Annotated in this window: 26 protein-coding genes and 1 pseudogene; 8 read left to right on the forward strand and 19 right to left on the reverse strand. The window is 59.7% G+C overall.

What is annotated here, in order from left to right:
- Positions 1-165 precede the first annotated feature (165 nt).
- The 13 genes from BLU37_RS23695 to BLU37_RS23750 form a co-directional block, all read right to left on the reverse strand.
- Positions 166-861 carry a helix-turn-helix transcriptional regulator gene (locus tag BLU37_RS23695; protein ID WP_090209515.1) on the reverse strand — a complete coding sequence of 232 codons (696 nt, stop codon included), beginning with the start codon at positions 859-861 and terminating at the stop codon, positions 166-168.
- Between the two features lie 41 nt (positions 862-902).
- Positions 903-1,277, reverse strand: coding sequence for a RidA family protein (locus tag BLU37_RS23700; RefSeq protein ID WP_010451006.1), 375 nt, complete (start codon positions 1,275-1,277; stop codon positions 903-905).
- Between the two features lie 156 nt (positions 1,278-1,433).
- A complete protein-coding gene (locus BLU37_RS23705) occupies positions 1,434-2,882 on the reverse strand; it encodes an APC family permease (protein ID WP_090209518.1) in 1,449 nt (482 codons plus the stop codon).
- 206 nt (positions 2,883-3,088) lie between these two features.
- Positions 3,089-3,586 (reverse strand): flavin reductase, encoded by a 498-nt coding sequence (locus BLU37_RS23710; protein WP_090209521.1) that lies wholly within the window; start codon positions 3,584-3,586, stop codon positions 3,089-3,091.
- Positions 3,587-3,597: 11 nt separating this feature from the next.
- Positions 3,598-4,557, reverse strand: a complete 960-nt coding sequence (locus tag BLU37_RS23715; RefSeq protein WP_090209524.1) for a PDR/VanB family oxidoreductase — start codon at positions 4,555-4,557, stop codon at positions 3,598-3,600.
- Positions 4,558-4,608: 51 nt separating this feature from the next.
- Positions 4,609-5,349 (reverse strand): SDR family NAD(P)-dependent oxidoreductase, encoded by a 741-nt coding sequence (locus BLU37_RS23720; RefSeq protein WP_090209527.1) that lies wholly within the window; start codon positions 5,347-5,349, stop codon positions 4,609-4,611.
- 11 nt (positions 5,350-5,360) lie between these two features.
- On the reverse strand, positions 5,361-5,837 hold the full coding sequence (locus tag BLU37_RS23725; protein ID WP_090209530.1) for an aromatic-ring-hydroxylating dioxygenase subunit beta: 477 nt from the start codon (positions 5,835-5,837) through the stop codon (positions 5,361-5,363).
- A gap of 15 nt (positions 5,838-5,852) precedes the next feature.
- On the reverse strand, positions 5,853-7,127 hold the full coding sequence (locus BLU37_RS23730) for an aromatic ring-hydroxylating oxygenase subunit alpha (protein WP_010451018.1): 1,275 nt from the start codon (positions 7,125-7,127) through the stop codon (positions 5,853-5,855).
- Positions 7,128-7,139: 12 nt separating this feature from the next.
- Positions 7,140-7,502 carry a hypothetical protein gene (locus tag BLU37_RS23735; protein WP_010451020.1) on the reverse strand — a complete coding sequence of 121 codons (363 nt, stop codon included), beginning with the start codon at positions 7,500-7,502 and terminating at the stop codon, positions 7,140-7,142.
- A 16-nt stretch (positions 7,503-7,518) separates the two neighbouring features.
- Positions 7,519-8,691, reverse strand: a complete 1,173-nt coding sequence (iacA, locus tag BLU37_RS23740) for an indole-3-acetate monooxygenase (protein WP_090209532.1) — start codon at positions 8,689-8,691, stop codon at positions 7,519-7,521.
- Positions 8,692-8,706: 15 nt separating this feature from the next.
- Positions 8,707-9,069 carry a hypothetical protein gene (locus tag BLU37_RS29140; protein WP_157696408.1) on the reverse strand — a complete coding sequence of 121 codons (363 nt, stop codon included), beginning with the start codon at positions 9,067-9,069 and terminating at the stop codon, positions 8,707-8,709.
- Between the two features lie 85 nt (positions 9,070-9,154).
- Positions 9,155-9,685 carry a nuclear transport factor 2 family protein gene (locus BLU37_RS23745; RefSeq protein ID WP_090209535.1) on the reverse strand — a complete coding sequence of 177 codons (531 nt, stop codon included), beginning with the start codon at positions 9,683-9,685 and terminating at the stop codon, positions 9,155-9,157.
- Positions 9,686-9,703: 18 nt separating this feature from the next.
- The gene (locus tag BLU37_RS23750; RefSeq protein ID WP_090209537.1) at positions 9,704-10,828 is read right to left on the reverse strand and encodes an amidase; all 1,125 of its coding nucleotides are present in this window, start codon (positions 10,826-10,828) and stop codon (positions 9,704-9,706) included.
- 203 nt (positions 10,829-11,031) lie between these two features.
- On the opposite strand from BLU37_RS23750, the gene BLU37_RS23755 reads away from it, so the two are divergent.
- The 3 genes and pseudogenes from BLU37_RS23755 to feaR form a co-directional block, all read left to right on the forward strand.
- Positions 11,032-11,508: a MarR family winged helix-turn-helix transcriptional regulator gene (locus tag BLU37_RS23755; RefSeq protein ID WP_010451025.1), complete on the forward strand. Its 477-nt coding sequence runs from the start codon at positions 11,032-11,034 to the stop codon at positions 11,506-11,508.
- Between the two features lie 151 nt (positions 11,509-11,659).
- Entirely contained in the window at positions 11,660-13,144 is a 1,485-nt protein-coding gene (locus BLU37_RS23760) for an aldehyde dehydrogenase family protein (RefSeq protein ID WP_090209540.1), read from the forward strand.
- A gap of 109 nt (positions 13,145-13,253) precedes the next feature.
- Positions 13,254-14,123 (forward strand): annotated as a pseudogene (gene feaR / locus BLU37_RS29570) (transcriptional regulator FeaR); the annotation flags it as partial.
- A gap of 13 nt (positions 14,124-14,136) precedes the next feature.
- On the opposite strand, the gene BLU37_RS23770 reads toward feaR, so the two are convergent.
- Genes BLU37_RS23770 through BLU37_RS23790 form a run of 5 tightly spaced genes read right to left on the reverse strand, consistent with a single transcriptional unit; the run spans position 14,137 to position 19,155 of the window.
- On the reverse strand, positions 14,137-15,354 hold the full coding sequence (locus tag BLU37_RS23770; RefSeq protein WP_090209546.1) for a multidrug effflux MFS transporter: 1,218 nt from the start codon (positions 15,352-15,354) through the stop codon (positions 14,137-14,139).
- Complete coding sequence (locus tag BLU37_RS23775) at positions 15,351-16,196, reverse strand: alpha/beta fold hydrolase (protein ID WP_090209548.1); 846 nt, start codon at positions 16,194-16,196, stop codon at positions 15,351-15,353. The genes BLU37_RS23770 and BLU37_RS23775 overlap by 4 nt, the downstream gene beginning before the upstream one ends.
- Positions 16,197-16,208: 12 nt before the next feature.
- Positions 16,209-17,501 carry an NAD(P)/FAD-dependent oxidoreductase gene (locus BLU37_RS23780; RefSeq protein ID WP_090209551.1) on the reverse strand — a complete coding sequence of 431 codons (1,293 nt, stop codon included), beginning with the start codon at positions 17,499-17,501 and terminating at the stop codon, positions 16,209-16,211.
- 57 nt (positions 17,502-17,558) lie between these two features.
- Positions 17,559-17,981, reverse strand: a complete 423-nt coding sequence (locus tag BLU37_RS23785; RefSeq protein WP_010451036.1) for a RidA family protein — start codon at positions 17,979-17,981, stop codon at positions 17,559-17,561.
- 34 nt (positions 17,982-18,015) lie between these two features.
- A complete protein-coding gene (locus tag BLU37_RS23790; RefSeq protein WP_090209553.1) occupies positions 18,016-19,155 on the reverse strand; it encodes a tyramine oxidase subunit B in 1,140 nt (379 codons plus the stop codon).
- A gap of 186 nt (positions 19,156-19,341) precedes the next feature.
- Here BLU37_RS23790 and BLU37_RS23795 point away from each other — a divergent pair, with 186 nt between their 5' ends.
- The 5 genes from BLU37_RS23795 to BLU37_RS23815 all read left to right on the forward strand — a co-directional run bounded on the left by BLU37_RS23795 (position 19,342) and on the right by BLU37_RS23815 (position 22,777).
- Complete coding sequence (locus BLU37_RS23795; RefSeq protein WP_090209556.1) at positions 19,342-20,169, forward strand: helix-turn-helix domain-containing protein; 828 nt, start codon at positions 19,342-19,344, stop codon at positions 20,167-20,169.
- A gap of 157 nt (positions 20,170-20,326) precedes the next feature.
- Complete coding sequence (locus BLU37_RS23800; protein ID WP_090209559.1) at positions 20,327-21,073, forward strand: response regulator; 747 nt, start codon at positions 20,327-20,329, stop codon at positions 21,071-21,073.
- Entirely contained in the window at positions 21,070-22,146 is a 1,077-nt protein-coding gene (locus tag BLU37_RS23805) for an ATP-binding protein (RefSeq protein ID WP_090209563.1), read from the forward strand. The genes BLU37_RS23800 and BLU37_RS23805 overlap by 4 nt, the downstream gene beginning before the upstream one ends.
- A 23-nt stretch (positions 22,147-22,169) precedes the next feature.
- Positions 22,170-22,379, forward strand: coding sequence for a hypothetical protein (locus tag BLU37_RS23810; protein WP_090209566.1), 210 nt, complete (start codon positions 22,170-22,172; stop codon positions 22,377-22,379).
- A gap of 20 nt (positions 22,380-22,399) precedes the next feature.
- Positions 22,400-22,777 carry a hypothetical protein gene (locus BLU37_RS23815; RefSeq protein WP_010451047.1) on the forward strand — a complete coding sequence of 126 codons (378 nt, stop codon included), beginning with the start codon at positions 22,400-22,402 and terminating at the stop codon, positions 22,775-22,777.
- 29 nt (positions 22,778-22,806) lie between these two features.
- Here BLU37_RS23815 and BLU37_RS23820 read toward each other — a convergent pair whose 3' ends face one another.
- Positions 22,807-23,748: a helix-turn-helix domain-containing protein gene (locus tag BLU37_RS23820; RefSeq protein ID WP_090209570.1), complete on the reverse strand. Its 942-nt coding sequence runs from the start codon at positions 23,746-23,748 to the stop codon at positions 22,807-22,809.
- Positions 23,749-23,810 lie beyond the last annotated feature (62 nt).

A 23,810-nucleotide genomic window follows, 5' to 3' on the forward strand; every position in this document is an offset into this window, starting at 1 on the left:
GCGCGGCGATATTATCTGCTAACGATTCGCATTTTCAATAGAATTATGTACATTCGTACACTCGCCCTGTGTGGCGCTGACGGTGAACCCATTGATCCGGCCTGGTCATGGCCAGCCAGGCGCGACAAAGCCAACAGGCCATTCGTCGTAGGGGCTATTTCTCGATCAGAGTGAGGACTCGATGTCCTGCGCGGAACGCAAGTGCAGATAGACCGTGTTCCTGGAAACCCCCAGATCCCGGGCGACCTGGATGACGGCTCCCTTGAGCTTGAACATGCCCTGCTCGTGAAGCAGGTTGATCACCGCCTTGTTGTAGCCGCTGGACGATAACGCCATCGTTTCGGCGACTTTTTTGCGCGCCGTGTTGAGCGCAAGGCTTAGCGTTTCATTCACATCGGCCCCAAAGTTCTCCGCAAGCACTTCGGTCGCACCAGTCGGTGACTGCATGAAACTGCCAAGTATTTCGTGCAGCGGCGTGTTCAGGTGGAAGTTGATGCACAACAACCCGATCGGCGTGCCCTGCTCGCCAAGAATAACCAGGGTGGTTGACTTGAGCGGCTCACCATTGCGGTTTCTACAGAAGTAGTTCATCGCGCTGCTGTGCTGCGACTCATTGATCTGGGCCAACATACGCAACGCCAGATCGGTGATCGGCGCCCCCGCTTGCCGGCCGGTCAGATGCCCATTGATGATCTTGATCACCGAGGCATCCAGATTGTCCAGGCGGTGAAGGACGAACTCGAAACCCGCCCCCAGGTACGCGGCCAGACCATCCAGCAGCGTTGCGTGGGACTGGAGAATGGCCTGGTCAGCAGACGAGAGCTTCACCAGGTCGGGCTTGGATTTTGCTCTTTTGAGCATCTGGAATGCCTGCGGTATGACCAGGTATGGGACTCAGGGCGTCACGCCGAGACGGCAATCGCCTCGATCTCCACCAGCACGCCCTTGGGCAGCGCCTTGACCGCGACGCAGGAGCGTGCCGGCTTGGACAGGAAAAACTGCTCATAGACCTCGTTGAAGGCAGCGAAATCCGCCATGTCATGCAGGAAGCACGTGGTCTTGAGCACCTGCTCGAAACCAACTCCAGCCTCCGTCAGAACAGCCTCGAGGTTTTTGATGGTCTGCAGTGTCTGCTCGCGGATCCCGCCTTCCACCACTTGCCCATTGGCAGGATTCAGCGGGATCTGGCCGGAGGTGAAAATGAGGTTGCCGAAGGCCTTGGCCTGAGAATACGGTCCGATCGCTGCGGGGGCATTTGCAGTGGTGATGGTTTTCATACAGAGACTCCGATAGCCATTGATAGTCCCCACGACGGGGCAAGTGCCGATGCTAGAATGAACAAATGTTCACTCGCAATACTTTTCTTCACCAGCGCTACCCACGCCAGTTTCAGCCACCTGCCGCAAGGCAGAGCCCTCGCCCATACCGCCGCCTCAAGCCGCTGAGTGGCCCAACGCACGGAAACTCAAGGGTGCCGTACTGCGCAGACGCGCCGCCAGCATGATACCGATGAATGCCGCCAGCGGAATAATCGAGCACAGCAGGATCGACAGCTCTCGGCTGGCGCCCGTCAGCACATCGAAATGCACCAGCGCCATCAACCAGATAGTCGCCAATGCCAGTCCGGAAAAAGCCGGTAGCACAAAGCACTTGAGCTTACTGGTCATCAGTTGGGGATTGGTCCTGAAATAGCAGATCACCGCCAGCGACGTCAGCGCCATCAGCAGGATCAGGCACAGGGTCGCCAGGTTGGAGAACCAGGCAAACAACTGCATGACCGGGTCTGCGCCCAGCAACGCGAACGTCGACACGATCAGTGCAGCAATCAGGCTTTGCAGACCGGAGCCGAAGTGCGGACTCTGATGCCGCGCATGGGTGGTGCCAAGACGTTTCGGAATCAGGCCATCACGGCCAATCGCGAAGAAATAACGCGCCGCCGCATTGTGAAACGCCAGCAGCCCGGCGAACAGACTCAAGGTGAACAGCAGCCGGATCAGATCAGTCAGGCCGCTGCCCACATACTGATCCGACAGCGAGTACAAAAACGTGGTCGGATCCTGCATGCCTTGCAACCTGGAGACGATGTCGTCACTGCCCGCGCCGATCACCATCGCCCACACCGACAAGGTATAGAAACCGCCGATCAGCAACACCGAGGCGTAAGTGGCCAACGGGATGGTGCGTTTGGGATTCTTGGCTTCTTCACCATACAACGTGGTGGCCTCGAAACCGATGAAGGCAGCAAAACAGAACAGCAACCCGATCGAAGGATTGCCCTGGCTGACCTGGGCCGGGGTAAACGAGCTGAGATTCACACCGTGGGCACCACCATGACCGATGATCGCCACATCGAGAACCAGCACCACGGCATATTCCGCAATCACCACCACCGACAGCAGGCGCGCGGACAAGTCGATATTGCGATAGCCCAGAAAAGCAATCAGCCCCAGCGTGGCGAGCGAGCAGCACCACCACGGCACCTGGACGCCCAGCATTGCCTCCAGATTGCCGGCGAATATTGCGCCAAAAAGCCCGTACATACCGGCCTGAAGGACGTTATACGCCACCATCGCCAACATCCCTGCCGCCCCGCCCGCCAGGCCACCCAGTCCGCGGGAAATAAATGCATAGAAGCCACCGGCATGCACCACATGCCGGGCCATGGTGGTGTAACCCGCCGCAAAACACAGCAGCACCACCAGGGCGGCTGCCAGCAATGCGGGCATGCCAGCCCCATTGCCCAGCATAATGCCGATAGGGAATCCACCGGCCAGTACGCTGAGCGGACTGGCGGCGGACACAACGAAGAAGATGATCATGGCGGCACCCAGGGTGCCTCGACGCAGTTCAGTGGCGGAACTGTCGCAGCTTGATACGCTCATTTTATTTACCTTGTTTTATGAGGGCAGTCGTTGCGGAAAAAGCCACCTTGTCACGCAAGACCGGTGGCGAATTATTATGAGTGTTCAACTATTGCATGGGATGTTAGGCGCCGCTCACGGCAACAGCTATCCCATATTGGCCGGCTTTTATCTCGGTAATCCCTGCCGTGCGCCAACCTGGTTCAGGCAGCAAAAAAGCACGCGGTTCAGCAGGTTTTGGAGGCTTCACCCAGACGGTGATAGGCACGGTTGAAATACACCAGGGCCTCGTCCGCATTACCCTGGCGAATGGTCTGGATCTCACAGTAGAAAATACTGTGGGAGCCCACTTCGTGAACCTGTGCGATACGGCAGTCGAAATTGACCAGCGCGTCGAGCATCACGGGCGCACCACTTTCCAGGGTGGTCCACTGCGTGACGGCAAAGCGCTCATCCATCGTCAGTACCCGATTCGCGAAAGCTCCGGACATCTCCTGATGATCGCCACACAGAATGTTCACGCACACTACGCCGTTGCGCTTGAAGTGTTCGTTGGAATGGGAAGCTCGATTCATGCACACCAACAGCGTGGGTGGTGAGTCTGTCACGCTGCAGACCGCCGACGCGGTAAAACCGAACCGACCTGCCACGCCATCGGTGGTGATGACCGTCACGGCACCGCCGAGCATGGCCATTGCATTACGAAAACTGCTTACGTCTACCATGGTCGTTCCCCTTAGATATCCAGCACGAGTGTTTTGGATTTGGCGCGTGAGCAGCACACGAGAATCTGGTCATTGCCAGCTTTCTCTTCATCCGTGAGGTACACATCACGATGATCCGGCTCACCTTCAAGCACATCGCACAAGCAGGTGCCGCACACCCCCTGCTCACAGGACATCTCGATCTTGATTCCCGCTTGCGCCAGCGCGGCGAGAATGCTTTGCCCTTCTGCCACCTGCACGGTCTTGCCACTGCGCGCAGCCACCACGTCGAAGCTGGCACCGGAACTGTCTACCTCCACCTGGAAATACTCCTTATGGATGTGTTCCTCGGTATAACCCAGGTCACGCGCGCCCTGAATCACCCAGTCCATGAAACCGGCGGGACCGCAGGTATACAGGTGTGCTCCGGCCTCGCCGCGCCCCAGCACCTTGGCCAGGTCCAGCCTTTGCTCGGGCCCTTCATTGTCGAAGTGAGTGAACACCTTCGCGGCAAACGGCGAGTCGGCCAGCTCTGCCAGAAACGCACTGCGGCCACGTTCACGCCCGCAGTAATGCAGCTCGAAGTCCTGGCCAGCGGCCTGCAGGGTGTGGGCCATGGCGATCATCGGTGTGATGCCGATACCGCCGCCGAGCAGGATCGATCGACGCGCCTCGGCGGCCAATGGGAACAGATTGCGCGGCGTGCTGATCTGTACTTCTCGGCCTTCATGCAGCGTGTCATGCACACCGACCGAACCGCCGCGAGACGCCGGATCCTTGAGGATCCCCAATCGGTAGACGCTCTGATCGGCGGGGTTGCTGCACAACGAGTATTGGCGCACCAGGCCCGGGCCGATATGCAGGTCCACATGGGCGCCGGCATCGAACATCGGCAACGGCGTACCGTCACGACGAATCAGATCCAGGACGACAACGCCGTCCCCTTGCAGCTCGCGCTTGCGCACGACTACGTCCAACAGTTGTTCAATCATGGTCATTACTCCATGGAGTTCGCAAAGGCCGCCGCAGCGGCCAGGTCACAGTCAGCGCATGAACAGGCCGCCATTCACGTCCCAGGTCGCCCCGGTGGTGAAATAGGCTTCGGGACGTGCCAACTGCACAATCAGATCACCGAGAAAATCCGCATCCCCCAAGCGCTGTACCGGGATATTCGCCAGCAGGCCCGGCAGGCGATCCGGCGGTACCGCGGCACGCACGGCGCTGGAGTCGATGGGGCCAGGAGCAATCGCGTTGACCGTTACTCCGCTGGCGGCAAACTCTTTGGCGAAGATCTTGGTCAGCGTGATAATCGCGCCCTTGCTCGCGGCGTAATGCGCCCCCGTGGCGGTACCGCCGTTCTGCCCGGCCAGAGAAGCCATATTGATAAGGCGCCCATAACCAGCCTGCGCCATGTGCGTGCCCAACACCTGACAGCCCAGGAACACGCTGCGCAGGTTGACCCCCACCACGGCGTCGAACTCCTCAGGGCTGATCTGCATCAGCGGCGTGGTCTTGGTTACCGCAGCGTTATTGACCACCACGTGCAGCGCGCCGAAGCGCTGCAGAACCTGGGCCAGGGCGCGCTCGAAATCTTCCTTGCGTCCGGCGTCCAGTTGCAGGGCCAGGGTGCGCATGCCATCGGGGTCCAATTGGGACGCACAAGCGGTTGCGGCCTCCAGTTTTATATCGGTGATGACTACCGAATAACCGGCCCGCAGCAGGCTGGCGCAAAAATGCTGGCCCAGCCCCTGCCCTGCGCCGGTCACCAATGCAATCTGGTTCATGTCGGCGCCCCTTAAAGGATGTAGCCGATACCGGCGAGGGCATCGTCACTGTTGATAAGGCTGATCACCTTGCGCTGAATGCTGAAACCACCCTCGGTACGCACCAGCTCGTAGGTCAGGTCGGCGCTGTAGAGTTTCAGGTTTTCCTTGCGGAACTCACGCACGTTCTGCGCACAGCGCACGGTGACTTGCGTACCGTCATCACTGAGCACTCGAAAGCGTGATTGCGTGCGCACGGTCCGCGGCTGCGGGCTGGTCGAGATCGACTCGCCACCAATCAGACGTTGCACCCGCAACTCACGCATATGGTGGTCGTCGTAGGCGTAGTTGAGCGTGTTCTCGAAATCGGTTTCCTTCGGGTTGATCGGGATGACGTAGGTGCCTTTGGCCGTCCACATCTTCAGCCAGCTGTCGTACTCGCCGTGATCAAGCATGTCGCCTTCCTGCCAGATGAAGGCGGTGACTTCTTGCAGTAATTGCAGGTTCATAGGGTTCTCCACGGCTCAGGCCGACATCATCTTTTTCCACTGCTGATAGGCGGCGCGCATACCCGTCTCGGCACTGACATCAGATACCAGGCCGTCTTCACTGGCACGCTCACCCGGCAAGCCGCGATTGAGCATGATCCACAGTTCCTCACCGGCATTGGCGCCCTTCTGCACACGCTCCCAGGCTTCGGAGTCATCCGGCGTGCCAAAGCCCATCGGCCCTTGAAAGTGCTCATGCAGACGCAGTCGGTAGCGGTTGGCGGCGGCTGGACCGCCGTCCATGGTGATGACCGAGTGATGAATCTCCGTCTCGGTGACCGAGATCGGTTGCAGCACACGGAAAAAGGCCATCGAACAGGCCACGTTCGGGAACAGGTTGAGGTTGAAACCGGTGCCGCCGACGGCGCGCACGATACGGCGCACCTGCTGCTCTTCGATGCCTTCTTCACGCAGCTCGGCGGCCAATGCTTCAAAGCGTTCGGGGATCGGTTTGTCCAGCTCGGCTTCCAGGTCAACCAGGTCTGGAATCATCACCATCACGCTGTGGCCGTTGCCCAGGTCCTCGACATAACCCGGGCCTTTGACGAAGTCGAACAACGCCAGGGTCTGCTCGTCCACCGAGGACAGAAAGCTCTTATGCACCAGCGGGAAGTGATAGGCGTCGGTGGTGTTTTCCAGCTGGATCTTCCAGTTGCCCGGAAAGCGGAAGCGATGTTCGCCCGGCACCTTGATGCCATAGCCCGCGCCCTGTTTCATGAACAGGTCCATCCATTTTTTCGCCGGGCCCAGGTAGTCCACCAGCGGCTCGATATCGTCCTTGAAGGTGGCGAAAATCATGCCGGCGTAACTTTCGGTGCGCAGGCTGACCAACGGCAATTGCGCCTTGTCGATGCAATCGCCGTAGCTCTCCGGATGCGGAATGCCACGCAGTGAACCGTCCAGCGCGTAGCCCCAGCCGTGATACGGACAGACGAAACTGTTGGTCTTGCCCTTTTTGTGTTCACACACGGTTGCGCCACGGTGGCGGCAGCGATTGAGCAAGACGTGTACGTCTTTCTTGCGGTCGCGCACCACGATGACCGGTTGCTTGCCGACATAGGTGGTCTTGTAGCTGCCGTTGTCGGGGATCTCGCTTTCATGGGCGACCCAGATCCAGGTACTGTAGAAAATCTTTTCAAGCTCGGCATCGAACAACCGGGCATCGGTGTACATCGAGGTGTGCACACGATCGGACTGCACCAGGTCGGCAGGATCAACGCTCAGGTTTACCGCGGGAATCAGCTTGTTCATGGTAGGTCAGCCTCAAGTACGCTGGATGATCAGCTCGCGCCCAACCCGGGCTTCGACCTTGGCGTAGCGCCACAACTTGTATGGCCCCTCACCGACCGGCGTGCTGCGAAACAGGTTGCAGGCGGCATGCACGGTTTCGATATCCGGTACATCGGCCAGCAGATAGGTGGTCCACGGGAAGCCATCGGAGGGCCCGACCATGCTTTGGTCATCGTCCATATTGCCCAGCACGTGCACGCCCGCCAGGTCATGAATACCGTTCCACATGGCGCTGAACGCGGCCCACACCTGCAGTTGCTCGTCACGGGGGGCGTCGAAGAAATTCTGGTTGATACCCATGCAAAACAGCACGCGAAGCATTTTCCTGGAAGTCATTTCAAGGTCTCGACGGTTAGAGGTAGCCAGGCAAGGGCTGTTTGCCGAAGAACATCGCTCCGGCGTTCTGATAGGTGATATCGCCCATGAAGGCATGCTGGGTGACGACTTGGGCATCGTTGACACAGCGTGCCAGCGGGCTGTCGTTGTACACACCGCTCATGCCCGACAGCATCTGCGCGGTACGGGCGACATCGGCGGCCACGCGGGTGGCATGGGTCGAAGACAGGCGCAGCAAGTTGGTTGCCTCCACAGGCACCGCATCACCGGCCAGCACGTAATCCCAGGCACGGTCGATGGACTCGTAGAAAAACGCACGGGCGGCGCGCAGGTCGGCTTCGGCGCGGGCCATATCGACCTGTGCCAGCGGACGGTCGGCAATCGCCGGGGCTCCGGTCACCGACACCCGCCCACTGGCCATGTCAGCCAACGCATCCAGGGCCGCACGGGCCACGCCCAGGCCGACCACCGAGAGCACCTGGGTGGCGAATGACAGCGACGGGTAACGGAAAAACGGCTCGTCGAGGTTGGGCAGACCGCCGCGTACAAAGGTCCACTCCTCGGCAACTCGCACGTTCTGCGCGACCAGGTCGTGACTGCCGGTCCCCAAGAGGCCGACGGTGTCCCAGGTTTCTTCGATGCGAATCGCACTGCGCGGCATCACCGCAATGCGTGGCAGGCCAAACGTGTCGCCGCTCTTGGGGGCGATGCCGACACCGACGACATCCGCCCCCAAAGACCCGCTGGAATACTTCCAACGGCCGCTGACCATGAAGCCTCCGCTGACCACTTCAGCAGGTTGCGGCGGAAAGATGCCACCGGCGAAGACCAGGTCAGGGCCATCGGCGTACAACTGGGCAATGCTGTCCAGGGGCAACGCCGCGAGGTAGACCGGGCTCATGCCGAAACTGGCCACCCAACCGGCCGAGCCATCGGCCTGGGAGATGCGTTCGATCAACCGGCAGAATTCGGCAGGCGAACACTCCAGCCCCCCAAAGCGTTTAGGCACCAGTGCCCGGTAAACGCCGTGCTGTTTGAAGGATTCGATCACATCCGGCGAGATGTGCCGCTGGCGATTGAACTCACCGGCTTGGGCACGGTTACGAATGTCGTCAAGCAACACGTCGAAATCGGGACCACAGGCGAGCGGACTCGCGACTTGTGTCGCGCAGGCATTTAGCGCATGCATACATTTACTCCGTCGTCAGGAACGGTATGGGGCTTGGGCAGGATTCAGTGCCGGGCTCGGGTAGAGGAGCGGGCGGATCGCAAAGAAGTTGCGGGCGCAGTAGAGACGACTTCGGTTCGAAGAAGAGCCGCTACGCAAGCTGAGCACACAGGATGGATCGGCATAGTGGTTACCTTTGTTTTTGTGGTTGCCGTGGCGATAAATCTGAGCGTATTTACGTGAATAGTCAATGGAATATTCACGTATTAATCTTGAATTTATTCGCTGAAAAGCCCACAAAAAAACAAAGAAATACGATACAAATAATTGTTTTAATTGGATTTTTACTTTAATCCCATGAAACCAAAGCCTCATGAAAAATATTTTCAGATCAGCCATTTGACTGATTTTTTGACAGCGTGCACCCCGCTAGACCGGGGCGCACGGCAGGTGATGGGCAGAAGGTGTCAGCGCTGGCGCAAGGTCATTGCCTGGGCGTCTCAGGCACTGGCAGGTCGTCTTCGCTGTTCCAGGCTTGCACAGGGCGCCCGAATAGATTTTCCGTCTGGAAATGCGCCATGCGCCAATGCCCGTCTTCCTCGGCAAAACGCACGGTCAGTCGCGCCGCGTTCAAGTGGGACGCGCCGCTGGCAAACGTCGATGTCTGCAACATCACCCAACTGCCCATCGCACAGTCCTCGCGAACCTCGATCAGCTCGCTGGTGAGGAAGTGCACATTGAGAGCAAAGTGCGCCGGTGACTTCATATAGCCGGCAAACATCGCGGCAATGGCTTCACGGCCTCTGTAGCCGCCAAAACTCTTGGCGTATTTGGCGCCCTTGCCCTCCCACACGGCATCTCGGGTGAACAGGCCGGCCAGTTCCTCCAACGGCGTGTGCGCATCCAACCCGTCACACAGCACCATGTAGCGATTCATGCAGGCACGGACGCGGTCCTGGGTTTCAAAACGCTGCAAGCGCTGCTCAAGCATTGCCAGAGACAGTGACTCACTCATGTTCAACTCCTTGGCCGATCAGCCGTCGTGTCTGGAATACAGGCGCTCGAGCAAGTGACCGGCGATCGCCAGCACCTGTTCGTCCACGCCCTTGGCACCCACCAGTTGCAGCCCCACCGGCAGCCCTTCGGCGCTGCCCAGGGGGATGCTCAAGGCCGGGTGACCGGACAGGTTGAAAGGCCGTACAAACCGAGTCATGCCCAGCACGGCTTGCGTATCGGCAGCATCGGCGAGCCTCAACGGGAAGTCCGGCATGGTCGGCAGCACCAGTACGTCGACTTGACGCAATGCTGCATCGACTTCGGCCGTGAACTGCTCGCGCACCAGTTCGGCGTTTGCCAACGCCTCGGCGGTGGTGGTTCCAGCGGCGGCCAGTCGGCTGGCGATATCAGCGCCCACCTGCCCGCTTTCCAGCAGGTGACCACAGGCGTCGAAGGTTTCACGATTGATCACCACCATGCCGGCGGCATAAGCCGCGTCAAAACTCGGCAAACTGATGGAATGAGTGGGCAAGCCGCTACCCGCCACGGCCGCATCAATCACGCGTTGCACTGCCGCACTGGCATCTACCGCCAATACGCCGAGCCGGGGTTGCTGCTGCACCGACACCGGCTGGAACGTGGCGTCGATGGCCTGCATCGCCGTGATCAGCATGGGCAGGCTGGCGGCAAACGGTCCGACACAATCCAGGCTGCTGCGCGCGGGCATCACCCCACGGCGACTGACGCGACCGAAGGTCGGCTTGAAGCCGAATACCCCGCAGCAGCACGCCGGGATACGCACCGAACCGCCGGTGTCGGTGCCAAGGGTAAAGTCCGCCAGGCCGGCAGCCACGGCAGCCGCTGAACCACTGGAAGAACCGCCGGGAATACGCCCGGGAAAGCGTGGGTTCGGTGCGGTACCGGTCCAGTGGTTGATACCAGTGGTACCGAACGCCAACTCGTGCAGGCTGGTCTTGGCCACCAGGTGGCAGCCCTTGTCCAACAACGCTTGTACCACCTCGGCATGGGCGCTGGCGGGCGGCGCGGTATTCAGCGCCTGACTCGACGCCCGGGTCACCAGGCCTGCCACGTCGATCGTGTCTTTCACCATCACGGTAGGCCCGTTGCCGCCAAGAGAAAACTGTTCAATCACAATGCTCATGCCATGTTTTTCCTTCAGTGCGAAATCCGGAGAGGGACGGCGGACACGCCGTTTGCCTTTTCACACTCACCGACTATTACGTGAATTGTCAATTAAATCCCATCGGCTTCCCTTGCTCACGCCCTCACCTCTTGCGCACCAATACCGTGCCCAATTCACGAGAAAAGTCTATGATTACTCGCCTCTTCCGACATGAGCCCGCCATGACCTCTCCCAAACCCCATGCAAGCCGCTACGACCCCGGCAGTGAAGACTTTCACAAAGAAGAATTTCCCTTCTACTGGCTGGCCATGGTGCACGGCCGCTACAGCCAGTACATGGAAAAAGCCCTGAAAAAAATTGGCATGGATATCCCGCGCTGGCGCGTGTTGTTCATCCTCAAGGAAAACGGCCAGTCCAGTATTTCCGAGATTTCCACTCACGCCATCGCCAAGCTGTCGACCATCACCAAAACGGTGTACCGCATGAAGGAAGATGGCCTGGTCGACACCGCGCCATGCGAGGACGATGGACGGGTTACCCAGGTGCGCATCACTGCCGAAGGCCGCGCTGCCATCGAGCGTATCCAGGTTGCGACCAGTGACGTGTTCAAGCGCAGCTTCACCGGCATGACCGAAGCCCAGATCCAGCGCCTGAACCGCATGCTGGAAACGGTGTTCCACAACCTGGGCGAGCCTTAGGGGCGATAGGCTGGTTGCTGTCAGGCATCTCCAAACTCCTGGCAAGCTCAAACAAGCACAAGAGTGGGCATCGGCTTCTAATGAAAGGGTCTATCGAGCGCGTCAGAACCTGAACAGGACTGGACGCGACGAACCCTTCTGGAGCGCCAGCATGCACATCGCCTTATTGCCCTCGGTCATCGCCTTCCTGGCCCGCGACCATGCCAACTTCATCGAGGGCGCAGCACAGCTCAGCGCGTCCGCAACGCGCATCGCCGTGGTCGACCCCAGTACCGGCGAGGCCGTAGCCCATCTGCGTGACGCCCTGCCCCATGACGTCGACCTGGCTGTCGCCAGCGCCGAGCAAGCGTTCAAAGGCGTGTGGGCACAGACCTCGCCCTATCAACGTGGCATCGCACTCAATCGCCTGGCCGACCTGATCGAGATCCATGGCGAAGAACTGGCGCAACTGGAAACCGTGAGTTCCGGCAAATCGATCAACTTGTCACGTCATATCGAAGTCGGACAGAGCGCGGTCTTCCTGCGGTATTTCGCCGGCTGGGCCACCAAGATCAGCGGCCAGACCCTGACGCCCTCGATGCCATCAACCAAGGGCGAGCAATACACCGCCTACACCCTGCGTGAACCGGTGGGCGTAGTGGCCGCTATCGTGCCGTGGAACTTCTCGCTGATGATCGGTGTGTGGAAGCTGGGTGCCGCATTGGCTACGGGCTGCACCGTGATACTCAAGCCCAGCGAATACACCCCGCTTTCGCTGTTGCGCCTGGCCGAACTGGCTATCGAGGCCGGCATTCCGGCCGGCGTCCTCAACGTGGTCAACGGGCGCGGTCAGGTAGGCCAGCAGTTGATCGAACACCCCGCCGTACGCAAGGTGTCATTTACCGGCTCGGTGCCCACCGGCATCGCCGTGGGCAAGGCCGCCATGGCTGCCAATTTGACCCGCGTGACCCTGGAGCTAGGGGGCAAGAACGCCGCCGCGCTGCTGGCCGATACCAACGTTGACGACGCCGTGGAACGCCTGGTGCAGTCTGCCTATGTGCATCAAGGCCAGGTCTGTGCGGCGCCCGAACGCTTGTTCGTACACCGCTCGCTTGTCGACGCCGTTACGCAAAAACTGGGCGCGGTGCTGTCACAGATGGTCATCGGTTCACCCTTGGACGAACATGCCCAATTCGGCCCGCTGGCCAACAAACCCCATTTCGAAAAAATCCTCGGCTTTTTCGAACGTGCCCGCCAACGCAGCCAGGTCATCTGCGGCGCACGGGCCGTCGACCGCGCCGGTTACTACGTGGAGCCGACACTGATCGTCGCCACGGGTAAAGACGACCCGCTGCTACACGAAGAAACCTTCGGTCCGGTGGTCTGCGTGTTGCCGTTCGACGATGAAGAAGAACTGATCGCGCTGATGAACGACAGTCCGTTCGGCTTGACGGCCAGCCTCTGGACCAACGACCTGTCCAAGGCCCTGCGCCTGATTCCACGCATCGAGGCAGGTACCGTGTGGGTCAACATGCACACCTTCGTCGACCCTGCCGTACCGTTTGGCGGCTGCAAGGCCTCAGGGGTTGGCCGGGAATTCGGCAGTGCCTTCATCGACGACTACACCGAGCTGAAATCGGTGATGATCCGTTACTGATTCGCCACGTTTGGCCTGATGTATGCAAAGGTCTGCTCGACCCTCAATCAACCCAAAAAATCACGTGAATAGTGTATTAATTATTCACAGCAGTGTGTACGGAGGTTGCATGTTCGAGCAGGCTGATACCGGGCTTCACACCTGGTCGCAGAAAGTCGCGGCGGTGTGCGGTGCCTTCACGGCGAGCTTCGCCCATGACAACGCACTGTTCATTGGTGATATCCAGTTGCAGAACCTGGGCGGCACCGAGATCGCGCACATCCGCAGTAATGCCGGCTCCATCACCCGCCACAAAAGCGCGAGCGACCGCGCCGAAAACCGTTTCTGCTTTCTCGTGCTGCAGCAGTCCGGCGTCATGGAACTGCGCCTCGACAGCGAGAGAATCGAGCTGTGTGAAGGCGACATGGCCCTGCTGGATTGCGCACAGACCATCGAGATGTTGCCCAAGGGCCTGTTCCGTCATGTGTGCGTTCATTTGCCACGGAGCAAACTCAAGCCGGGCACCCGTTTTGGCAAAGTCTCCTGCGCCGGCATGAGTGGGCATTTGCTGCGCAGTCTGCTGTTGCAGGTGTCGCGAGGCGAGTTCGATCACTGGGCGGGTACGGAGGATGACGGTGCATTGGAAGACGCCCTGATCGCCCTGTTGCGCCCCGCACTCACGCGTACACAGAACCACAGCAGCGACCCTCTGCGGGTCCAGGCCGAACGAATGCTGCGGGCACAACTGGCATCGCCCCGGTTGAACCCGGCATGGCTGGCCGAGCAGATGGGCATCTCCAGCCGGCAGCTCTATCGCCTGTTCGAGGGCGAACCGGTCTGTCGGTACATCCAGCGGCTACGCGTGGAGAAAGCAGCCCATGCCCTGGGCGATCCGGCACGTAGCCGCAGCTCGATCACCGACATCGCCTTCGAGTGCGGCTACCAGGACGCGGCGCATTTTTCCCGGGTATTTCGCCAGCAATACCAGCAGTCTCCCCGCGACTATCGCCGTCTCAGGGCTGAAACGGCACGATGCGCTCAGGGGTTTTCACAGGAATCACCGGCGCACGATGGGCAATGCCATACGCCACCAGGCAACCCATCCCGCAGGTACCCACCACAAGACACATGGGCCAGGGCGTGCCATCGGCCAGGTGACTGACCCACACGCTCGCCAGCGACCCGAAAGCGAACTGCACGGCGATCCCCAAGGCGACACTCGCCCCCGCCTGCGTCGGGAACAGACTCATCAGGCTCGCAGTGCAATTGGCACCCAACAGACCCGTAACCCCCATGTACAGCATCAGGCACAGCACAATACTGCTCAGCCCGCCCCATTGCGTATAACCCGCCACCAGCAACGCCAGGCCGGCCACACCCGACAGCACAGCACCGATGCCCAACAGGCGTTGAGGCCCCAACCGCGTGACGCAACGGGCATTGATGAAACTCACAACGATGATGCTGAAAATGTTAAGGCCAAACAGCCAGCTGAACGTGCGTGGCGAAACACCGAAGTACTCCACATACACAAAGGGTGACGCCGTGATAAAGGCGAACACGCCACCCGATGCCAGTGCCATGCACAGCATCAACGCCACCGCCCGAGGTTGTTGGAGAATGTACGGATAGGCTGCGAACGCGCCCTTGAGAGAGCCGCCGCGCGCCTGCGGCGCCAGGCTCTCGCCCAGCCCCGTGGCGACCATCAACAGGCATAGCGTACAGAGAATGAACAACACGGCGAAGATGGTGCGCCAGCCATCGATCAGTACCAGCCAGGTGCCAATCATCGGCGCGACCAATGTCGCCATCATCGTCAACATATGCATCCAGGACATCACCTTGGCCGCCTGTGCCAGGCCAAACAGATCTCTGGCCACGGTCCGCGCCAGCACCAGTGCGCCGGCCCCACCCAGCGCCTGTAGAAATCGCCAGGCGATCAACTGTTCGATGCTTGCGGCAAACAGACAGCCCAAGGTTGCCAGGCCATAGAGCACGAGGCTGCCCAGCAACAATGGACGACGCCCATAGCGGTCCGACAGTGGCCCATAGAACAACATGCCCAGGCACAAGCCGGCGAGGAAAGCGCTGATCGTATGTTGCACCTGAGCCGTACTGCTCGACAGATCAACGGCGATCTGCGGCAGGCTGGGCAGATAGGTATCGATGGAAAACGGCACGAAGGCCGTCAGCGAAGCCAGCAGCGCAACCAGGCGGGCCGTGGGTTTCATGGTGCCGGTACGAGGCTTTTGAGAAAATCGGCAACCAGCGCGTTGAACACCGGGCCTTGATCGTCGTGAACATAGTGACTGGCATCGGCGACTTCCACCGTCCGCACATGCGGGTTGCTGGCACTCATCGCTTGCAGTGTCGCGGGAGGCAGGAAGTCCGAGCGACCGCCGCGAATGAACAGGCTCGGGCAATCCAGCGCGCGCACCGCCGGCCACAAATCCGTCGGTTCGATACTCAGACGTGCCTCGGCAATACCCTGCTGGTCATGGCGCCAGGTAATCATGCCATCGCGCTCTTGCATCGAATGCGCAAGCCGCGACGCCAGCCCCTCCTGCGACAACCCCGGACGCGAAGCCCGCCAGAACGCGCGCGCCTCGTCCCAGTTGTCGAACTGCAACGGCGTCTGGCTCATCTCGCGACGAATGCGCGCGGCACCATCGCCCTGGCTTGAGGAACCTGGACCAATGTCCTCGATCAACAAGCCCGTCAAGCGTCCCGGGTTTTGCCGTGCATACTCAAGGGCGTTGGCGCCGCCCAATGAATGCCCCAGCAACACAAAACGCGGCAAGCCCACATGGGCAATCAGATCCTCAAGATCCTCGACATACGTTTGGGTGTGATAACTGGCAGGCTCGGCCCAGTCGCTCAGCCCCCGACCACGCTGGTCCAGGGCATAGATGCAATAGCCCTCGCCCAGGGACTGCACCAGCGACTCCCAGGTCTGAGCATAAGCGCGCAAGCCGTGTAACAGCACCAGGGGCACACCGCTCGATTCACCCCAGCGCAAAAAGTGCAGGCGCAGCCCCGAACGGTTGGTAAAAAAACAGCTGTCATGAGGCATGGGTATGCTCCTTCAGAAGCGGTCGAAGCGATAGGGACTTGGGTCGATGATCGGCGCATGCCCGCTGACCAGATCCGCCGCCAGATGACCCGCCGCTGGCGACGTGCCGAAACCATGCCCCGAAAAGCCGGTAGCCACCGTCAGCCCCGGAATCTGCGCGACCGGCCCGATGACCGGATTGGAATCGGGTGTAACGTCGATAGTGCCCGCCCAGGTCTGGGCGATCCGCGCCTGCTCAAACACCGGCCAGGCTGCCATGAGGTTGTTCATCGCATCGTTGTTGAGCCGTGGATTGGCGGCCGGATCTTGTACCCTGACCCGTTCGAAAGGGCTCACGCTGTCGGATCGCCAACGCCGGGCCAGTGCCAGATCGCTGATAAACGGCTTGCCCAGCGACACGTTCAATACGCTGCGCTGCGCGCGGAACTGCGGCATGTATTGCTTGGCCAGCAGCAAGTGATCGAGGGTCAGCAGAGCATCCAGTTTGCCGCGCTGGGTAATGATGAAACCGCCGTCCTTGTGCTTGCGAAATGAAAAATCCGGAGCGCCGACGGCGATCTCCGTCGGCCCTTCCATCGGGTGGGTACGAAGTACCGAGCAGGTCAAGGGCAAGGTCGGCAATGACACACCGAGGTTGCCCAGAAAACGCCGTGACCACATCCCTGCGGCCAGCAACACATGATCACAGCGAATTTCGCCTTTCTCCGTGACCACGCCACTGACCTTACCGGCGGACATCTGCAGCGTACGCACCGCGCACTGTTCGATAATCACCACGCCCATGGCCAGGGCGGCCTTGGCGATGGCGCTGCTGGCCAGCGTCGGTTCGGCACGTGCATCGGAAGGGGTGAAAATGCCCCCCGCCCAATCCCCCCGGCCACCGGGCACCAGCGCGTCAATCTCACGTTTGCTGAGCAGGCGTGAATCCAGCGACAGATGCTCCACCGACTTGAGCCAGCCCTCATGCATCGCCATCTGGGCCGAGGTACGGCCGACAAACATGATGCCTTCCTGGCGATAGCCGACATCGGCCCCGACCCGCTCAGGCATCTGTGCCCACAAACGGTCAGCCGCGAGGGCCAGCGGGATGTCGTCGGCGTGACGGCTGGTCTTGCGCACCCAACCCAGGTTGCGCGATGACTGCTCGGCGGCGATACGACCCTTTTCCAGCACCACCACCGCGATGTTGCGCTCGGCCAAGGTCAGCGCTGCCGTGAGGCCGATGATTCCGCCGCCGATGATGACGACCGAAGTCGCGCTGGGAAACTCAGTGGACGTTGTCACGGACGCTATAGTCGGTGCCATGATCAAGACTCGGTAAGCGAATAAGGGCGGCCACGCCTGCGCGGGGCCGCATGACGATTATTGCGACAGGCGAATGACTTCGACCTGCGCCTTCGACGCACCGCGATACGCAGTGACTTCCAACTCCACCTTGTAGACCGTGGAGCCCAGGGGCGGACAGGTGACCGTACTGGCCGGATCGATGCCGCGGAATTTTTCGCCGATCAGGCTCATCACGGCCGGTACATCCTCGGGGTTCTGAATGAACACGCGCGAACACACCACATCCGCCAGGCTCGCATCGACCGCCTTCAGGGCCGACTCGATGTTGGCAAATACCTGGTGCGTCTGCTCGAGGATATCTTCCGCAATCAGCTTGGTCTGAGGGTTGCGGCCTGCGGTGTTGGACACATGGATCCAGTTGTCCACGACCACCAGACGCGAATAGCTGCCCTTCTCTTCAAACGGCGAACCGGTCTTGAGTTTGATGATTTTTGTCATGTCGAAAGCCTCACAAGAGAATGGGTTGGATGGTTTAACGCAGCACCGGGGTTTCCCAAAGGTTCAAGGTCACGCCGATGCCTTTTTCGATGGCGTTTCGGTACACGACCGTGCCCCAGGCCACATCTTCCACGGGCATCCCACCCACCGACATGATGATGATTTCTTCATCGCTCTGACGACCTGGCGCGGCCCCGGCGATGATCTTGCCAATGTCCTCGACGTCTTCGAGGCGCATCTTGCCTTCGGCGATCATGTCCATGAAGCGCACACCAATCACTGGCACGCAGTGATGCGCAGGCTTGGGCAACTCTTCAAACCAGGCCTGGTAGAGACCGGTGTTATCCAGCACCTTGCGCACATCAGGCTGTTCCATTTCAGCGTCGAGCGAGCAGGACGCCGGCATCGCGAGAAAGGCCCCTGGCTTGACCCACTCGTGCCGCACGATTGGGTAGTTCGAGGGATCACCCACCTCTCCGGAGCTACAATAAGTAACAAGGTCAGAGTCGCGGACCACCTCTTCAAGGGTATCGACCACTTTTATCGTGGTGATCTGTGGGTAGGTTTCCCGGACCCATGCGATAAAGTTGTCGAGGCTCTTCTGCCCACGGCCCTTGATCTTCAATGTGTCGATGTGCGGGCAAACCGCGATGAATGCCGCCAGCGTGGTCTTGCCCATCACCCCCGGACCGAGCAGGCCGACGACTTTCGAGTCCTTGCGTGCCAAATGACGCGCGCCGACCCCGGGAATTGCACCGGTGCGATACGCCGACAACAGGTTGGCCGACATGTGAGCCAGGGGTGCGCCGGTGTCGGGATCGTTGAGGGTGAACATCAGGATCGAACGCGGCAGACCCTTTTCTCGGTTGGCGATATTGGAGCCGTACCACTTGACGCCGGCGGTGCAAAAACTGCCGCCCAGGTAGGCTGGCATGGCCATCATGCGTCGATCCGCCGTGGGTTTTGGCATGTTCGGGAACGGCGAATCCTGCGGAAAAACAACCATCGCGCCGTGGGAGTCATTGTTCGGGCCGGCCATGCGGTAGTCACCGGCATACAGCAAGCCGAACATCTCTTCCATGGTGTTCACGCACGCCAGCATATCGGTCACGCCCGCGCGGATCATGTCCTGCTCGGAGAGGTAGATGAAGTCGATTTTTGTATTTGTAGACATAGTTATTCTCGGGCTGAAGGTGATATCGCTGCGATAGGCGCAGCTCCACGCTGTCGACGTCGAGTATCGGGCGGCGGTTTTCGGCGGTATTGTAAATTTCGGACAGATCAGGGGGTTCGGCACAACGATAGTTGGCGCGATTAATGCGTGAAAATTCCCGTATTGCGACCTTCCCTTGGTGCCACCATGATCAAACAGAACATGCCGACTCGCCGCCAGCACACGGCGAACGAACAGCCCTGGTTCGTGTTGAACTCGTCACGTTATTCGGTGATGCCCTCGACGCACCCGGCGATCTCGCATTTCTATGCCTTCGATGTGGCTCAATCGGCCAATCTGCTGGCTGTTCCGGACGGCTGCGTGGACATTGTTTTCGACTGCGATGCCACCCGCCCCAGTGCCCGGATCTGTGGTACGCCGTTGACCGCCCAGGCCGTCGAATTGCACCAGCACCATCACTACTTCGGTGTGCGTTTTTCACCGGGGGTCGTTCCCGGCTTCATCAACGTCCTGGCCGAAGAATTGACCGAGCGGGAACTCGACCTGCTGGAAGTCTCGGGGTTTGCCCAACGCCTCTTCGAAAGCATCGTTCAGGCACCCCTGTTGGGCGATCAAATACGCCTGTTCAACGACTATGTGGCGCCGCGCCTGATGGGCAAAACCTCCCGACTCACGACCATGATGATTCAGCAGGCCTTGCAGCATCGCGGGGATATTCGCATCCAGCAACTCGAAGAACTGAGCGGCTACACAAGCCGCACCTTGCACCGCCAGTTCAGCCAGGACACCGGTATGTCACCCAAGACTTTTTTCCGGATCATCCGCTGCCAGGCCGCCCTGGAAACTCTCAACACCCAGTATGATGTGTCGTTTTCACAACTGGCCCTCGACCTGGGTTTTTCCGATCAGTCGCACTTCCTGCGCGACTTCAAGAAACTGGTCAGCACCACGCCCTGTGACTACCAACGCAAGATATTGCAGAACGCCTATACCGACCGGATCAGCTACGCCTGACATCACCGTTCGAAAATAAAATCCTGCCTCCATCATTTCTCCATAAAACCTCCCATGAAAGTGCATGTTCGTGGTGCACAGTGCACTTCGTCGGCCCGTGGAAATTCGCCATACTGCGATGACCGCATAGCACACGGCCCCCTTGATCGAGCAGACCATGACTGAATCGCACCTTGCATCGGCACCCCAGGACCTCGCGGAGCAACATCAGGCGTTGGTTCTGATTGCCGAGGACGAACCTGAAATTGCCGACATCCTGAGCGCCTATCTCAAGCGCAGCGGCTTCCAGACGGCCCATGCCCTGGATGGGCGGCGTGCCCTTGAACTGCATCAATCGCTCAAGCCCGACCTGGTGCTACTCGATGTCCTGATGCCGAAACTGGATGGCTGGATGGTGTTGGCCGAGATCCGGCATCGGGGCAATACCCCCGTGATCATGCTGACCGCGCAGGATCAGGACATGGACAAGTTGATGGGACTTCGTATCGGCGCCGACGACTACATTGTCAAACCGTTCAACCCGGCCGAAGTCGTCGCCAGAACCCAGGCGGTACTGCGTCGCTCGATCGCGCAGGGCTACGGCAGCCGCCAGAGCGTGCTGCGTGTCAATGCCTTTGAAATCGACATCGACAACCATGAAGTCAGCGTGCAGATCGGTGCACGCAAGCACCCCCTCAGCCTGACGGTGACGGAATTCAGGTTGCTGGCGCAGTTGGCCAAAGCCCCCAAACGCGTATTCAGCCGCGCCGAGCTATTGGCCCTCTGCTCTCCTGAAAGTGACAGCCTTGAACGCACGGTCGACAGCCATATCAGCAAGTTGCGTAGAAAAATCGAAGACCTGGGCCTGGAGGGGATCCCGGCCAGCATCAGGGGAGTCGGCTACCGATTCGGGAGTGGCACATGAAAGTCGCCAATAGCCTGAGCCGGCAGATCATTCTGTCGATGTCAGCCGTGGTGATGTGCGTGATTGCACTCGCGCTCGTCGGGTCCTACGTGTTTTACGCGTTGCTCTGGATGTTCTGGCCACCGACGGACATTGACATGGACGAGTGGCTGCCCAGCGGCATGGAATGGGCCTGGATGGGGCTGATCACCTGCATCAGCCTGGCGGTCGGTGCCGTCGTGGCGATCAAATTGTCTCGCCGTATTCTCATGCCCTTGAACTCTGTCGCCGCCAGCCTTCGTCGCCTGGCCGATGGTGACCTCGATGCTCGTGCGATGGCTTCCGATCGTTCCCTGGCAGAAGCGACCTTGTTAGTGGATGACTTCAACAGCATGGCTACACGCTTGAAACGCATGGCCGAAGAGCAGTCTTTCTGGAACGCCGCCATCGCCCATGAACTGCGCACCCCGCTGACCATCTTGCGCGGCCGGCTGCAGGGGTTGGCCGAAGGTGTCTTCACACCGGACCAGGCCCAGTTCTACAGCCTGCTGAGCCAGGTGGAAGGGCTGACGCGCCTGATCGAAGACCTGCGGGTCGTAGGCTTGGCAGACAATGGTTATCTCGAAGTGGATATCCGAAAGGCCGACCTGGCCGAGGAGATTGAGGCTGACGCGGCCCTGTTCGAACCGGAACTGCTTGCCAGTGGGTTCGCGCTCCATCTGGACCTGCTCAAGCGCCCTCTGCAGTGTGACCCGGCCAGAATCCGCCAAGCCTTGCTGGCCATGCTGGAAAACCTTAGACAGCATGCCACCCCGGGAAATGTCAGCGTACGCCTGAGCAGCCAACATGGCCTGAATGTCTTGAGCGTCGCCGACGAAGGACCGGGGATCGATGAAGACTTTGCAACACATATCTTTGAACCGTTCCAACGCGGGGAAAGCTCTCGCTCCCGTGCTCAGGGAGGCAGCGGCCTGGGGCTTGCCGTCGTGCGCGCCATTGCCCTGGCCCATGCGGGTACCGTGACCTGCCGGAATCTGGAAAACGGTGGCACCGAATTCGAACTGAGCTGGCCCGAACAACAGGTAGCCATCTGAATCCAACGCCCCCAGGTGAAAACATGTGGCTCTCCCTGTTCAGAGTTAATCGCCTTCAACACTATCGCCACTTTGCCTTGCTCGACACACACGGACGCTGTATCGCTTTCAAGAGCTGCGAAGGGATTCCACAAAACGGCAAATGGGTGCAAGTCAACGAAATCAATCTGGTCTGGCTGAACCGAGCGCTGCCTGCACGCGCCTTGGCCAAGTCAATCACTCAACCCTTGTAGTTCACCCATGGATTGCATGTATGCCTATTAATTATCGCGATCAAAACTTTGTTGATTTAGTGCTGCTGGAAGAGTCGGTAACGCTCTATAAGGACAAACTCAGACGGTTGCAGCGGTTCTGGATTCCCCTGCAAGAACGGACGCCTCATCTTGTATTATCGCTATGGATCATTGGCGTTACCGCGTCGCTGTTCACCCAGTCCTATTACCACTGGTTATTTACGGCTCCGCTCATTTGCCTGTTGATCATCATCGAGATCATTATCGAAGAAGTGCAAATCGACCTGTTGGTGATGACCGAGGAGACGCGTTATTTGCTCGACGTTACCCGCAATCTTTATCTCGGAACACTGAATTCAACCCCCTACACGTTACGCAAGCCAGGCCTTCCCTACTGATCGAGCACAACCACAAGTGCCCCCGGTAGTCAGACCTGCGCCCGCCGGGTTTCGGACGGTGACTCGCCAAACAACTCCCGGTAATGCGCAGCAAAGTGGCTCAGATGGAAGAAGCCCATGGCCACGGCCACCTCTCCGACGTTTTGGCTGCTGGCGGGGGTGGCGATCAAGCGTCGACGCACGGCATTGAGGCGCAGGTTTCGCAGGTACTCGACCGGACGCATGTCGGTCACCGCCTGGAAACTGTTCTGCAGCGTGCGCCGGCTCACCCGCAGGTGTTCACACAGATCGAGAATGCTCAGTGGTGCATCGCCGCTGGCGTCAATCAACTCCTGGCAACGCTTGACCAGATAAGCACTCACGGCAAAGTTGCCACGACGGCAACGCACCTCGTCGGTAGCGTTGCTGAACAAATCGAGGAAAGCCGTGAGCAGTTCGTCCTCGAGCATTTTTTCAGCGGTTCGAGTGATAGCATCCGCATGTTCCAAAAGGTGACGAAACAGCGGGTAGATACGCTGGCGTATGCGCAGCAGTAACGCGTCATCCACACACAGTTGAGAACGGGTGGTCAGGCGCTTGAGCTGATCGACGGACAATTCGAAAGCGGCCAGTTTGGCGAAACGTACCGTGTCGACGTTAAGGGCAAAAAAGTGCGTGCCCTCGGGAGCATGCAACACAAACTCCTCGCCATCGCGCAACAGCACGATGCTGTGTGTCCCCACTTGCTGCCCCTGTACCACGGGCGCACTGCCCAACGACATGGCCGCGCACAGTCGCCCTTGGGGCGCGTGACCGCGCTGCACTACACGTTTGTCCAATACTTCCTGGAAGATTTGAAAACGGTCGGCAGACAACTGGCGCAGTTCACTGGTCAGGCAACCCCGGCCAAGTTGGTCATACACTTGCCGCCAACCCTGGATGGAGCCGGCGTGTTGTTGAGAGTCATTGAAGGTTCGAACTTCAGCAAGCATGGTCGTCGTTCCTCGGTAGCCCCCGTTGTTGTTATCGGCCGGAAAGGGAATCAAGTCATCCA

It is taken from the genome of Pseudomonas asplenii (assembly GCF_900105475.1).
GTDB lineage: Bacteria > Pseudomonadota > Gammaproteobacteria > Pseudomonadales > Pseudomonadaceae > Aquipseudomonas > Aquipseudomonas asplenii.